The 13,157-nt window shown below is 62.9% G+C and carries 13 protein-coding genes; 2 read left to right on the forward strand and 11 right to left on the reverse strand.

Translation table 11 applies throughout. The annotated features are described in order from the left end of the window. Nucleotides 1-6: 6 nt before the first annotated feature. Both LJF34_RS11785 and LJF34_RS11790 read left to right on the forward strand, forming a co-directional pair. Nucleotides 7-711, forward strand: a complete 705-nt coding sequence (locus tag LJF34_RS11785; RefSeq protein ID WP_231185210.1) for a 5-formyltetrahydrofolate cyclo-ligase — start codon at nucleotides 7-9, stop codon at nucleotides 709-711. Between the two features lie 115 nt (nucleotides 712-826). Further along, on the forward strand, nucleotides 827-1,885 hold the full coding sequence (locus LJF34_RS11790) for a NosD domain-containing protein (protein ID WP_231185211.1): 1,059 nt from the start codon (nucleotides 827-829) through the stop codon (nucleotides 1,883-1,885). A gap of 52 nt (nucleotides 1,886-1,937) precedes the next feature. Here LJF34_RS11790 and LJF34_RS11795 read toward each other — a convergent pair whose 3' ends face one another. The 11 genes from LJF34_RS11795 to LJF34_RS11845 form a co-directional block, all read right to left on the reverse strand. Next, nucleotides 1,938-2,933, reverse strand: a complete 996-nt coding sequence (locus LJF34_RS11795; RefSeq protein ID WP_231185212.1) for an AI-2E family transporter — start codon at nucleotides 2,931-2,933, stop codon at nucleotides 1,938-1,940. 55 nt (nucleotides 2,934-2,988) lie between these two features. Next, entirely contained in the window at nucleotides 2,989-5,730 is a 2,742-nt protein-coding gene (locus LJF34_RS11800) for an N-6 DNA methylase (RefSeq protein ID WP_231185213.1), read from the reverse strand. A 66-nt stretch (nucleotides 5,731-5,796) separates the two neighbouring features. Beyond that, nucleotides 5,797-6,708 (reverse strand): FAD-dependent monooxygenase, encoded by a 912-nt coding sequence (locus LJF34_RS11805; protein WP_231185214.1) that lies wholly within the window; start codon nucleotides 6,706-6,708, stop codon nucleotides 5,797-5,799. Next, nucleotides 6,705-7,937: an ABC transporter substrate-binding protein gene (locus LJF34_RS11810; protein WP_231185215.1), complete on the reverse strand. Its 1,233-nt coding sequence runs from the start codon at nucleotides 7,935-7,937 to the stop codon at nucleotides 6,705-6,707. The genes LJF34_RS11805 and LJF34_RS11810 overlap by 4 nt, the downstream gene beginning before the upstream one ends. Before the next feature lie 214 nt (nucleotides 7,938-8,151). Next, nucleotides 8,152-9,624 carry a preprotein translocase subunit SecY gene (gene secY, locus LJF34_RS11815; protein ID WP_231186317.1) on the reverse strand — a complete coding sequence of 491 codons (1,473 nt, stop codon included), beginning with the start codon at nucleotides 9,622-9,624 and terminating at the stop codon, nucleotides 8,152-8,154. Nucleotides 9,625-9,861: 237 nt separating this feature from the next. Further along, a complete protein-coding gene (locus tag LJF34_RS11820; protein WP_231185216.1) occupies nucleotides 9,862-10,350 on the reverse strand; it encodes an uL15m family ribosomal protein in 489 nt (162 codons plus the stop codon). Between the two features lie 2 nt (nucleotides 10,351-10,352). Further along, a complete protein-coding gene (gene rpmD / locus LJF34_RS11825) occupies nucleotides 10,353-10,817 on the reverse strand; it encodes a 50S ribosomal protein L30 (protein WP_231185217.1) in 465 nt (154 codons plus the stop codon). Beyond that, nucleotides 10,817-11,458 (reverse strand): 30S ribosomal protein S5, encoded by a 642-nt coding sequence (locus tag LJF34_RS11830; protein ID WP_231185218.1) that lies wholly within the window; start codon nucleotides 11,456-11,458, stop codon nucleotides 10,817-10,819. Before LJF34_RS11830 ends, rpmD begins: the two co-directional genes overlap by 1 nt. Before the next feature lies 1 nt (nucleotide 11,459). Continuing rightward, nucleotides 11,460-12,014 carry a 50S ribosomal protein L18 gene (locus LJF34_RS11835; protein ID WP_231185219.1) on the reverse strand — a complete coding sequence of 185 codons (555 nt, stop codon included), beginning with the start codon at nucleotides 12,012-12,014 and terminating at the stop codon, nucleotides 11,460-11,462. A gap of 2 nt (nucleotides 12,015-12,016) precedes the next feature. Then, complete coding sequence (locus LJF34_RS11840; protein WP_231185220.1) at nucleotides 12,017-12,457, reverse strand: 50S ribosomal protein L19e; 441 nt, start codon at nucleotides 12,455-12,457, stop codon at nucleotides 12,017-12,019. After that, entirely contained in the window at nucleotides 12,450-13,157 is a 708-nt protein-coding gene (locus LJF34_RS11845; RefSeq protein WP_231185221.1) for a 50S ribosomal protein L32e, read from the reverse strand. Before LJF34_RS11845 ends, LJF34_RS11840 begins: the two co-directional genes overlap by 8 nt.

Genomic DNA, 13,157 nt, shown 5'->3' on the forward strand with positions numbered 1-13,157 from the left:
CCTGCCATGGACAAGGACGACCTCCGCGACCGAATCTGGACGCGGTTGGAGGAGGAGGGCATCGCTCGGTTTCCGTTCCCACCGCACGGCCGGATTCCGAACTTCGCGGGCGCTCGGGACGCGGCCGGCCGACTCGCGGAACTCCCCGAGTGGCGGGACGCGTCGGTGATAAAGGCGAACCCGGACGCTCCCCAGTTGCCGGTTCGGCGGCGGGCCTTGCGGGAGGGAACGGTCGTCTACATGGCCCAACCGCGGCTTCGTGACGAAAAGCCGTTCATGAAACTCGACCCGGCGGAGATCGAGGACACGGACGCCGCCGCGACGGTGTCGAAGATGGACGGCTACGCCGAACCGGTCGCGCCGGACGAGGTGCCGCACGTCGATTTTATCGTCTCCGGCAGCGTCGCGGTGACGGAGGATGGGGCTCGAATCGGGAAGGGGGAGGGATACAGCGACCTCGAATTCGCCGTACTTCGGGCGTTGGGGGCGGTGGACGAGGGAACCACGGTCGCCACGACGGTCCATGAAGCACAAGTAGTCGAGGAAGCACCGGCGGTCGAGGCCCACGACGTTCCGATGGACGTCGTGGTGACGCCGGAGCGGGTGGTTCGAACCGACTCCGATTTCGAGCGACCGGGGGGTATCGACTGGGACGCGCTCCCGTCGGAGAAAATCGAGGAGATACCGCTCCTCCAGCGGTTGCAACCGTGACCGAAGGGACGGAGCGAGTATTTCGACACCGGTTGTCGCCACAACCGAAACGCAACGGGCGATTGTCGAGAAGTGGCGGGTAAATAACGAACCGTGAGCGAAGCGAGGTTCGTCCATGCGCGTCGAACCGCCGACACGGACCGTCGTTTCGCTCATCGCCGTACTGGTCGTCGGGTTCCTCGTCGTTTCGACGGCCGTCGAAGCGCTCGCTGTGACCCCCGATTCGGCCATCGGAATCGCGGCGGGGCAACAGGGGGCGGATGCGACCGAAATCGATTCGTGTCGAACGATTTCGTCGTCCGGTCGCTACGTCCTCACCGCGAACGTTCGAAACGCGACGGTCGATACCTGCCTCCGCGTGACCGCGAGCGACGTGACCGTCGACGGGCAGGGCCACCGCGTCGACGGCGTCGGCGATTTCGGCACCACGGGCGTCCGCGTCGACGGCGGGTCGAACGTGACGGTTCGGAACGTGGAAGCGACCGACTGGGACGACGGAGTCCGATTCGTCGGCACCCGTCGCTCCCTCGTGGCGAACACGACGACGGCGCGAAATCGCGTCGGCCTGTCGCTGGTGTCGTTCCGCGATAGCAGGGCCGTGAACAACGTGGCCCGTTCGAACGCCGTGGCCGGCGTCTTCCTCGTCGGGAGCAGTTCGAACGTCACGCTCCGGAACACGAGGGCGAACGAGAACGCCTTGGTCGGCGTGCAACTCGTGGAGGCGACCGAAGCCACCGTCACCGGAACGGTCGCCCGCGGCAACGAGTACGGCGTCGCCCTGTTGGGCGCGAACGGAAACGTCGTTCGCGACAGCACGGCGACCGGAAACCACATCGCCGGGATTTGGCTCTCGGCGGCCAGCGACAACCGAATCCGCGACAATCGCGTCACGAACCGGTTTTACGGGGTGTATCTCGCGGACGGTGCGGAGAACAACACCGTCGAAGCGAACGACGCCGTTGGAAACTCCGTCGGCGTTCGACTGCGGGCGAGCGACCGCAACGCGATTCTTCGCAATCGGGTCGTGGACAGCAGCGACACCGGAATCCTCCTCATTTCGAGCGACGGAAACCGAATCGCCGGAAACAGAGGGGACGGAAATCGACGAGGAATCGTCGTTTCGAAGTCCTCGTCGGGGAACGTCCGCTCGAACAACTCCGTCGGCGAAGCGTGAGACGGTGAGCGGGAGAGACGTGGTGGCGAAACGGACGAACCGCGTGCTCGTGTTACTCCTCGTACTCGCGGGCGAAGACGGTGACGAGCGACCGGAAGATACCGAGGACGATCGGTCCGAAGAACAGTCCCATGAAGCCGAACACGTAGACGCCGCCGAAGATGCCGACGACGAGGATGCCGGGGTTCAGTTTCGCCTCGTGTCCGCTCACTAACGGCCGGAGGTAGTTGTCCGAGAGGCTGATGACGAGGGTGCCGTAGACGAAGAGGAACCCCGCCGCGATCGGCCGGTTGACGAGGAACAAGAAGAGCGAGGCGGGAAGCCAAACGATCGACGCGCCGATGAGCGGAAGCAAGGAGAGCACCGTCGTCACGACGGTCCAGAACACCACGCCCGGAACTCCCGCGATTGCAAAACCGATGCCGGTCAGAATCCCCTGTACGATCGCGACGAGGAGGTTGCCGACCAACACGCCCCACATCACGCGGTCCATCTCGGAGTACAGTTCGTCCTGTACGTCGTCGGGAAGCGGCGTGCAGCGACGAATCCACGCGACGAACTCGTCGCCGTCCGTGAGGAGATAGTAGACCACGAACACCATCACGGTGAGACCGATGAGCGCGTTCGAGACGCCACCGAAGATACTGAGCGCGTTTTCGAACAACCGCGAGGAAATTCCCGCGGGAAGCAGTTCCTGTAACGTGCGTCCGTGGATGGTGACGCCGGTGTACCGTTCGACGAGAGCGATGAGTTCGGCGAACTGCGGGTCGCCTCGGACGATGGCCCTGACGAGCGTGACGGCCTGCTGGGCCGCGATGGCCGCGATGGCGACGACGGGGACGATGACGACGAGCGTGGTGATTCCGATGAGCGAGAACGCGGAGACGCGGGAGCTAACCCGCGATTCGAACCTGATTTGAATCGGATGGAGGATGTAGCCGAGGAGAATCGCCGCCAGCACGTACTGGAGAAACGGTTTGACGAGCAGGACGGAGAGGAGGCCGAAAACGACGATGAGGAACAGTAGAAATCCGCGTTGCCGATTCATGCCGGAAAAAACGGCGGGGGGTGGTATAAATCAATCCGATGACATCGGGAAGCGGTCACTCGTCGAACTCCATCTCGATCTCACCGTCGAGCGCGTCCAACCCCCGAATCAGCGGTTCGACGTCGGTCCCTTTCGCCCGACGGGTCTCCTTCAGCGTTCGGGCGATTTTCCCGAGCGTTTCGGCGTCGACATCGAGACCCAGCACGTCGATGACCACGTCGTCGATGACGGTTTGTCCCCGTTCGTCGCCCGCAGCGAGCGCCTCGAAGCCGTTCCGTACCGCGGTGGGTTGTTCCTCGGTCAGCGCCGTCGGGTCCACGACGCGGAGGGTTCTGAGATCGGAGCCGGAGAGGTTCACCGCGCCGCCGCCGGTGACTCTGCCGTGGCTCTCCACGACGATCTTCGAGAGGCTGGAGTTCAGCAGGCCGAGCAGGAGCGTCGAATCGACGCGCTTCGGCCGGACGAGGAGAAACCGATTGCTCGCGACGACGTTGCCGTCGGTGCGGAGGAAACGCCGCCGCGTATCCATCGCCTGCGGGCAGACGATAGGTGCGGTCTTCGCGTCCAACGATCCCATGTCGAACCACGGGTCGTTGTTCGCGAGCGACGCGTTCGATCGGGACGGTTGGGTCGCCGCCCAGCGAAGATAGGACGAAACGCCGTCGTAGCCGTCCCGTTCGAGCGACGACGCGACGAGGGTCGCACGGTCGGTTTCGGTCGTCCTCTCGTCCGTTTCCGTGGTGCCGGAGTTCGACACGACGCCCGCCACGTAGTCCGCCATGTCGAGCATCCACCGTCCCGCGTCGTCCGCCGTGTGTTCGTAGCCGTCGACTTCCCGGACGCTCTTGACTGCCGGGCGGAGAAACCGGGGTTCGATGGTTCGAGACCCGACCTCGTCCGCGTCGAGGATGAAAACCGGGTTCGCACCCGTCTTCTTCCCGCGGGTTATCGTTGCGAGATCGGACAGGGGAACGGTCGCGTCGTGTTCGACGACCGCCGTGTAGAGCGTGGGCGCGGTGATGTACCGCTGGAGTTTCTCGCCGAGCGTGGCTTCCAGATGCGACTGGCGGACCGCGACGGTCCGATGGCTCGACTCCCCGCGGATTTTCAGGTACGCGCCCTCCCGAATCCCCTCGGTTCGGTCGATGACGGCGAGTGCATCCTCCGGGTCCATTCGCTCGTTGATGCGAACGAAGTTCGTCTCGGTGGTTCGTCGCGCCTCCGCGTCGTCGGTCCGCTCCAACAGCAACAACACCGTGTCGACGAGCGCGTCCTCGAACAGTCGGTTCCGAAACCCGACCACGGCTTCGACCTTGTAGTGGTCGTAAAGGAACTCCTGCAGCGAGGGACCGTAATCCGCGGTCATCCACTTCGTCGGGAGGACCCACGCCAACCGCGCTCCTTCGCGGAGAAACCCCGTGACATGGGTCAGGAAATAGCAGTAGAGGTCGCTCCGACCGTCGATCTCCTTCTCACCGTCGGCGTAGGCACCTCCCCCGTCACGGCCGAACCGTTCGAGATGGTCCCGAAAGTGTGCACGCTCGGCGGCGAGGACCTCCTGTCTGACGTACGGGGGGTTCGCGACCGTGGCGTCGAACGGCCCGATATCGTCCGGGCCGAGGTCGAAAAAGTCGCCGTGGTACACGACGCTCCCGTCGGACCGTTCGTACCCGTTCCGCGACGCGAGGTTCAGCGCCGTCAGGTGCAACGGGACCTCGTTGATGTCCACGGCCGTCAACCGCGACAGCAGTTCGCGGTGCGAACACGAACCCAACTCGTCCAACCGCTCGTAGGCGTGAACAGTGAGCGAACCGGTGCCGCTCGCCGGGTCGAGAACGCGGTCCGTCGGGGACCGAACGGCCCACCGAGAGAGCAGTCGGCCGATTTCGTCCGGCGTGTAGAACTGTCCGAGCGCCGTCCGCTCGTCGTCGGGGATGAGACGTTCGTACATCCGTCCGGCGATATCGCGTTCGACCGTCGAGAGCGATTCCCCTTCGAGGCTCGCCGCGAACGCACGCAAGCGCTCTTTCGCCCCCTCGTCGGTCGGAATCCTCTCGAACAGGCCCGAACGCTCCGGCGCGGCCGACATCTCCGCGAAAACGGACCCGACTTCCCCGTCGCCTGCTCCGTCGTCTTTCCGCCCACGGTCCGCGAAGACGAGGCGAGCCATCGCCAGATACGCGTATCGCCGAGCGACGGTTCGGAACGTCTCCTCGATTTCGGGCCGGGCGACCGGATAGTCGTTCTTCCGCGCCCACGACAGCAACGAACCGCGAAATTCGTCGTCGTCCGCGAACGCCTCGGCGATACGCGATTCGTACCGCGGAACGAGGCTGGCGTGAAAACTCCTGCAACGGCCGACCATGAACTCCTCGTCGTTCCCGGGCGCTTCGTCGTCGTCCCGTGGCACCACCGCGTCGGCGAGTACCCGTTCGCCGAACGTCGCGAGGGACAGGGTACGCAAGTCGTACCACCGCCGGTCGAAGTCCGAAACGTCGGTTTCGGCGTCCGGTTGGGAACTGTAAAACAGGAAGGCGTCGGTTTCGCTGACCGTGACGAACGCGGACGCGCCGACGTTGCAGGCGCGTCGCCGGGTATCCCGTATCACCGTCGGCGAATGAGGATCGACGTCCGCCCGCACGATCTCGAAGATTATGCCGCCGCGGCGAGGGGATGGAACGAGGAGTTTCCCGCCGGGCGGTTCTTCGAGCGGGGTCTCGAACGGCGTGTCGTGAGCGGAGATGTACTCCGCCATCGCGGACCGAAGGCGGGCGCGAAACGCGGACTCCGACACCATGTTTCGTTCATGCTCGTCGCGAAGTAAGAAGGTTCCGTACACGTGGAATCCCGTCGGATCGGTCGATCACTTACTTCGGAGATTGCGCTCCGCATCGATTTGACGGGCACGTTGGAGAACGTGGTCATCGTCGAGTTGTTCGAGGAGCAAATTCGCGTCGAGTCGGGCCGCGAGTTTCCGATAGCCTTCGACTCGTCGCCGCTCCTTCTCTCCGGGCGTGATCTGCCACGCGCGATGTTCATCGACGAACTCCGAGCGAAGTTCGTCGATCTCTCGTTCGCTCAGATTCGTTTCTTCCGGAAGGGCGTCGTCGAACTGATCGTGGAGATTCTGCTCCCAGTCGTCGCCGCCGTACCCGCCTTCGACGACGACCCAGTCGTGGTACGCCGCCGCGAGTTCGTTGGGGAATCCCCGGTCCCGACGGTCGTCTTCGATGATTGTCAGTCCGACCGTGGCGCCGTGACCAGCGTTGGTGAGGGCCTGTGAACCCGCCTTCGCCAAGCTTCCGGCGACGTAGAGTCCGTCGACGTTCGTTCGGCCGTCGTCCCCGATGACTTTCTGATCGAGGATTTCGTACGCTTCGCCGTTGTAGTGCTTGGTCGTGAACAGGTCGTCGTCGAGACCTTCGAGGTGTCCGGTGTCGTATTTCGAGGCGGCGAGCACTCGTTTCGTATGCAGCACGCGCCCCTCGTCGGTTCGTACCCTGAATCCGTCTTCGGTGCGCTCGACGGCTTCAGCGAGGTCACCGACCACCTCGCAACCACTCTGTTCGGCGTGGGCGTGGGCCAACTCGTAGAACGTCTCGATGTCGATTCCACCGGGGAATCCGAGATAGTTTTCGAGGTGGGCGATTCGCCGAAGCGACGAGCGACCTCGGTCGAGCACGAGCGTATCGAACCCGTATCGTGCGGTAAATACGCCCGCCGCTGCTCCCGTCGGTCCGCCGCCGACGATGATGAGGTCGAACTCAGTCCTCACGCTCGGACGTCTCCGTTGATGATGTCCGCGACGCGCTGGCGGTCGAACAGCCGTTCATCCGCCGGGAGATCCGGGTAGCGCTCGGGGTCGAACGCCCCGAACTCGTCGGGGTAGAGTTGTTGTGCCGTCAGTTCCGTCTGGAACAGATTGACGATTGGCCCCTGTTCACCCCACGCACCCGGGAGGATTCGCTCCTCTTTGACGGCCGTCAACTGCTTGCCGACCGGATGGTTTCCCATTGGCTTGAGCCACTGTTCCGCAAAGGTTTCGTGGTCAAACGTTGCGCCGTGTTCGGACGTGCCGCCGATGCCCCAGTGGACGATAATGACTTCCGGGTCGACTTCGAGAAGGTACTCGTAGTCCGCATCGCTGCCACTGGCATCCGTATTTTTGAACGCACTGACCGCGCCGAGGTCGCGGTACGTCTTCATTTCGTAGCCATCAGCGACGACGTCCATCGGATAGAACACACCCTCCTGTGGGTTCGAACCGCCGTTGATGAGCCCGATTGCTGTTCGGTCCCCTTCGGATGGGATTCGAGCCTTCACGTCCGCCATGACCTCCTCGTGGAGTTCGGCGAACGCTCGGTATCGCTCTTCGCGTTGGAACACCGCTGCCACCTTCTCGAACGCTTCATACAACGGGTACAGCGGGTAGTCGTACTCCCGTCTGAATTCACGCCTTCGTCGGCAGTTGTTCCCGCAAACCGGACCCACAGCGGTCGATATCTCCTCGATGTCCTCTTCGTCCCAGTTCTCGTCCCACTGTTGGATTCCTATCGGGTCGAGGAAGTGAATGTCGGCGTCGAGTTCGTAGAAAATTTCCTTATCGTACCCGCCGTCTCGCCAGTAACTCACGTCGGAATCCCGGTTGAGCGAGACGTCGTACCCTTCGTAGAACATCTGTGGGGCCGGATAGGACCCGAGGGAGACGATCCCGTCTTCGACGCCGAGTGCGACGCCCATGTCCACCCACGCGCCACCCGCGGCGGCCCACGTCTTCGGGACCGATTCGAATTTGACCTCGCCTGCCGGTTCGATAGTGACGCTATAGCTGCCGTCCTCGGGTGTCGTCGTGGCCGGAGAATCGCCGGTCGTCTCAGTCGCCGCACTTTCCGACTGTGAGTCGTCCGTACATCCGGCGAGCAGTCCACCGCCGATAGCTACCCCGCCGTACTTCACGTAATCTCGCCGCGTCGGTCCACGATGACGGTTGTTTTCTCGTACCATGGGTTTTAGGCTCCCCTAAAACATCATAGCTCTTCCGAAATTTTGGTCGGCCTAAAAACGAGACTGGCAGAATTCACCGATTGCGACGGAGATGCATCGTATCGGGAAAACAGTCAACCGGTTCGACGCGTCGGGACTACGTCTTCGGGACTGCTCACAAGTATCGAAGCTCTGCCGACGTCAGTAGACGACAAAAAGTGTTGAGGTACGTGTGTTATCCGCCGAACATCTCGCGCATCATCGGATGCATCTCCATCAACTGCTCTTCCGCTATCTCCTCGTACAACTTGTACGTGATGGAGACGGCGAGCAACAGCGACGTTCCGGAGGTGCCGCCGATGGTGCCGAGCATGTTCGCCAGGACGGCCAGCAGGCCGACCAGCGCGCCGCCGAGGACGGTGACTTGCGGGATGTAGCGCTCCATCACCTTCTCGATGACGCCGGTGTTCTGGCGGAAGCCGGGAATTTGCATCCCGGAGTTCTGAATCTGCTTCGCGGTCGATTCGGGGCCCATGTCGGCCGTCTCCACCCAGAAGATGGCGAAGATGGCCCCTCCGACCACCATGAATCCGAGGTCGATGGCGACGCGGAGCAGGACCTGCCACGCTGCGTGGCCACCCACACCGCCCGCCCACCACATCCAATCGTTCGGGCTATGGATGGGCGCGAAGTAGTAGAACAGGCCACCCGTCGGATAGCCGTTCTGACTGTAGGTCCCGAGCCACGTGGGCATGCCACTCCCGAGTTGTCTGTTCAGAATTCGGCCGAGGAACTGGATGTTCGCCTGCAGCGCACGAACGAGAATCATCGGCAGAACGCTCGCGTAGATGAGCTTCACGGGGAAGCGACCGCGGGCACCTTTCACCCGCGCGTGGCTCAGCGGAATCTCGACCCGAACGCTCTCGGCGTACACGACGATGACGAAGATGAGTATCGTCGTCGCCAGCGCGAGGAGTTGCCCCCCGCCGAACAGGAGGTACTGAATCCCGCTCGACGTGAGGAGGGACGGAACGTTGCTCGCGCTCCCGGTGATGACGGCGATCCACTGCGGGATGATACCGACGCTGGAGCCGATTCCCTGCGGCGAGATGAGACCGCCGATGAGGCGCTGGCTGACACCGGCGACGATGAACAGCCCGATACCGCTCCCGACACCCCACTTGCTGACGATTTCGTCCATGAACAGGACGAGGATCCCGCCGACGAAGATCTGGGCGAAGATGAGCCATTTGACGCCCAGCATGCCGATACCGAGGCTCTGTGCGACGGCTTCGTTGGCCGGGAGGAAGCCTCCGATGAACACCATCGGGAGACCGGTCAGGCAGATCATCACGACGACCAGCAGCTTCTGCAGACCCTGATAGAGGACCTGGTCGCGCGGGTCGCTGGTGTCCAGTCCCAACAGGTCCGCACCGCCGAGCAACTGCAAGACGATGCTCGCAGTGACTATCGGTCCGATACCGAGGTGCAGGACTGTTCCCTGTCCACCGGCGAGGAGCGAGCGAAACTGACCGAAGATATCAGCACTTTGGTTCGCCCCATACAGGAAGACGTTTGTCAGGAAGAAATACAGCAGTAACACGCCTGCCGTCCACGTCAGCTTTCGCTTGAAGGGTATGTGTCCCTCCGGACGTTGAACGGCGGGCATTCGTGTGAGGACTGGTTCAGCAGTCTCTTTCCAACCCATGTTCAACATCAATTCGAACCTCCCTACATGTATCTCCTTCGACTCGCGTCACGGGAGAAATAGATAGGATAAAGTACGGAGACGCCTACACAATACGGTTTCGCGTTTTCGCCCTCCGTCGGCGCGAAAACATCGCTCCACGTCCTACCACGGACGATAGGTGTCAGGAAAGTTGACCAGAGAGATCGTTGTCACTGTTCGGTAGAACACACCAAAAAATACGGCCGACGAACGGGGTTACTCGTCGTCTTCGTCGTCTTCGCTTCCGCCGAACTCCTCTTCTTGGGCTCGTTCGCTCAGCACGGCGTCGCCGCCGGATTCCTCGATGAGTTCGACCGCGCTCGCCGAGAAGGCGTCCGCGGTGACGTCGAGGCTGTTGCGAACCTGACCGCTGCCGAGCACCTTGACGGCGTCGACATCCCAGCCGTCGTCGACGACGTCGCGTGCGTCGAGCTGGTAGCCGTCGTCGGTCTCCTCGGCGACTCCCTCGGCCGCGTACAGTGCGGCGTCCTCGTCGAGCTTCTGCACGGACACGGTGAGGACCGTCTCCTGTGCGTCTTCGGGTCGGGAGAACCCGTGCTTTCCGAGCGGTTCGTAGTTGTGGAACTCGTGTTTGGCGCGACCGGCGCGTCCGCGACCACCACGGTGTCCGGCACCGCGGCGGTTCTTGTGGGTTCCGCCCCCGTGCGTCCGCGAGCCACGCTGGCGTCGTTTCTTGCTCGTCATGGTTATCGCATCGCCTTGAGAAGCGTCGTGATCTCCTCGGTCGTGTGTTTGCCGAGCTGGCCACCCTCCTTCGTGGGGTGTTTGATGCCCTCGTGTCCACCGCGCGGTGGGTGGAGTCGGAGGACGGGCGTCAGGCCCTGCTCGCGGAGCGTCGTCTCGTCGTCGAGGAGCGCACCCACGAGGTCGGCAATATCATCGTAGTCGGTGTTCTCTGCGATCCACTCGTCGTCGACGTCGTCGCTGCCTTCGAGCGGTTGTGCTCGCTTCGAGAGAACCGTCTCCAGAACGTCCCGGTCGGGTTCCCCGTGGGCGACGAAGTCGTTGACCTTGGTGATCATCCCGCGATAGGTCTCGGATTCCGGGACTAGCGCGCAGTGGTTCACCTTGTGGATGTTGAGCATCGAGAGGGTGTCACGGACGTCTTGGTCCATGTTGACCTCACCGCGAATCTGGACGACTGCTTCCATCAGTCGGCCACCTCCGGTTCCTCGTCGGGACGGGCCCGCGGGCCGCGCGCTTGGGAGGCGTTCTCCAGCGCGTTGTACGTCGCCTTGGCGAGGTTGAGGGTCGTTCGCGTGTTGCCGTGGCTCTTCGTCCACGCGTTCTCGATACCCGCGAGTTCGAGGATCTTGCGGACGGTGTCGGTCGCCGCGAGACCCAGTCCGGCGGGTGCCGGGATGAGTTCGACTTCCACACTGCCCGCCTTGCCGGTCGTCCGGTGGGTCAGGGAGTGCGGTCGGTCGCTTCGGTCCTCCCACGACCCTGCGCCGCGGGGAACGTCGATGATGTTCAGCTTCGCGATCTCGATAGCCTTCTGGATGGCACCACCGACCTGATCGTCCCGACCTTCCGCGTAGCCGACGAAGCCATCGCGGTTGCCGATAGCACAGACGCAGCGGAACTTCACCCGCCGACCTGAGTCGGTCATGCGCTGGACCATGTTGATGTCCAGCACTTCGTCTTCGAGGCCGGGGAGGAGTTGGTCGACGAGTTCCGGTTCCTTGAGCGGAAGCCCGGAGTTGAGCGCCTCCTCCATCGTCTCGATGTCGCCTTCGACGACCTTGCGGCCGAGACGGGTCTGGGGTTGCCAGCCGTTTCTGTTACTCATATTATTCGTCCTCCTGCAGGTTCGAGAGCACTTCGTCGAAGTGCTCGGGTAGTTCAGTGGCGTCGAAATCCCCGCTGTACAGTGGCTCGTCCAGCTGTTCAGCGTAGTCGGCGATGTGCTCGCCGCGGTTGCGCGACCAATCCGCCATCACGCTTTCGTTGTGTGGGATGTCGAGGCCAGCGTCGATTGCACCTTCCTGTACTGCGAACGCCTTGCTGCCGGGCGTCGCCGTGTTGAGACCGATGTCGAGGACTGCCTCCTCGTACTCCGTGTCAAGTGCGCGTTTGCCGAGCAGGTATCCAGTGAGGTACGCGCTGGGGAGGTTGCCCGTGGGGGCTTCCCAGCCGTACTCCTCCAGATCGCCGGAATACGCACTTGCAACTGTGTTGTCGCCGTCGGGACCCATCGTGACCAGCTGTGCCCTGACGTGCTGGTTGCTCTTCCGAGCGACCAGACGTGGCTTGCCCGATTTCAGCAGGCGCAACCTTTGATGGTAGTCAGTCCGGACCTCACGGCGGCGGCGCATCGGCACCTTGTATCGTGGTCCAGTTGCCATTGTTAGTAGTTGTTCTCTATGTAGTTCAGCAGGTACTGCACGCTACGGAACTCCCCACCTTTGGACTTATCGTACAGAGTGCGGTACTGCGTCTGCGTGATTTCGCCCTCGGCACGGAGTTCGCGGAGCTTGCGTCGCTGCGCGCGGATTTGGTTCGTCCACTCCTCTTTCGAGTTCTTGCGGCCGCCCTTCTTCCCTTTGCGGGTTCCGGGTCCGGTTCGGTGACCGTAGGCGCGCTTCGCGTTGCGCTCACGGGCACGGCCGCGGGAGTTGCTCTTTGCGTCCTTCGATTTGATCGACCCGTCGTCGACGAGTTCGCGGATGTCCTCGCGGGTAATCGCGTCCGCGATGGAACCCTGTGCGTCGGGGTCGAACCAAACGCGGTTCTTCCCGACGTCGAGAACGTCGGCGGCGAGTCGCTTCTGTGCACTCAAGTCACTCATTGTCAACCTCCACTTCGACGTAGGTCGGGTTGAGCACGCGAATGCCGTCCTCTTCTGCGACTTCCTCGATACGCTCGCGCTTGCGAGCGCCGACTTTCGAGCCGATGCGAACCGCTTCGGTGTCGCCGTCCACGCCGTCGAGGTCATCGACGTTGTGGACACGAACCTCGTCGAACCCGCTCGGGTGCTTGCCCCGAACGGACTTCGGCGTGCGGTAGCCAGCCTGAACCATGTCGCCTTTGCCCTTGATGCCTCGGCGCTGCTTGCTGAGGTTTCCGCGGGGCTTGCGCCACGATTCCGGCGTGCGCTTTTTCTTGTGGTAGTCCTGTCGATTGAACTGCGGTTTGCCGGCGCGTTCTCGCTGCTTGAGAAGTCGCGCTTCCTCGTCTTCGAGGTCGGGCGTCTTCTCGGTCAGCCCGCGAGGCTGCAGTTCGGTTTCGACGTCTTCGGCCGGTTCTTCCTCGGCCTCCGGTTCCTCCTCTTCGATTTCGGCGTCGGTCTCCTCTTCGACTTCGAGGCCGCCGACGTCCGCCTTGATACGGGCGGCGAGCGCGTTGCCGATACCGTCGACTTCCGCGAGGTCGTCTTGACTGGCCGCTTTGATGTCCTCGACGGACTCGTAGCCTGCCTCTTGGAGCGACTCGGCCTTGCTTTCGCCGACACCGCTGATGTCTTCGATCGATTCTGGTTCGTCTGCCAT

The organism is Haladaptatus sp. DYF46 (genome assembly GCF_021083305.1).
Taxonomy (GTDB): domain Archaea; phylum Halobacteriota; class Halobacteria; order Halobacteriales; family Haladaptataceae; genus Haladaptatus.

Bases quoted from the DNA above. Each gene is read 5' to 3' on its own strand.
- LJF34_RS11785 (WP_231185210.1), top strand. From the start codon at position 7: ATGGACAAGGACGACCTCCGCGACCGAATCTGGACGCGGTTGGAGGAG.
- LJF34_RS11790 (WP_231185211.1), top strand. From the start codon at position 827: ATGCGCGTCGAACCGCCGACACGGACCGTCGTTTCGCTCATCGCCGTA.
- LJF34_RS11795 (WP_231185212.1), bottom strand. From the start codon at position 2,933: ATGAATCGGCAACGCGGATTTCTACTGTTCCTCATCGTCGTTTTCGGC.
- LJF34_RS11800 (WP_231185213.1), bottom strand. From the start codon at position 5,730: ATGGTGTCGGAGTCCGCGTTTCGCGCCCGCCTTCGGTCCGCGATGGCG.
- LJF34_RS11810 (WP_231185215.1), bottom strand. From the start codon at position 7,937: ATGGTACGAGAAAACAACCGTCATCGTGGACCGACGCGGCGAGATTAC.
- secY (WP_231186317.1), bottom strand. From the start codon at position 9,624: ATGGGTTGGAAAGAGACTGCTGAACCAGTCCTCACACGAATGCCCGCC.
- LJF34_RS11820 (WP_231185216.1), bottom strand. From the start codon at position 10,350: ATGACGAGCAAGAAACGACGCCAGCGTGGCTCGCGGACGCACGGGGGC.
- rpmD (WP_231185217.1), bottom strand. From the start codon at position 10,817: ATGGAAGCAGTCGTCCAGATTCGCGGTGAGGTCAACATGGACCAAGAC.
- LJF34_RS11830 (WP_231185218.1), bottom strand. From the start codon at position 11,458: ATGAGTAACAGAAACGGCTGGCAACCCCAGACCCGTCTCGGCCGCAAG.
- LJF34_RS11835 (WP_231185219.1), bottom strand. From the start codon at position 12,014: ATGGCAACTGGACCACGATACAAGGTGCCGATGCGCCGCCGCCGTGAG.
- LJF34_RS11840 (WP_231185220.1), bottom strand. From the start codon at position 12,457: ATGAGTGACTTGAGTGCACAGAAGCGACTCGCCGCCGACGTTCTCGAC.
- LJF34_RS11845 (WP_231185221.1), bottom strand. From the start codon at position 13,157: ATGGCAGACGAACCAGAATCGATCGAAGACATCAGCGGTGTCGGCGAA.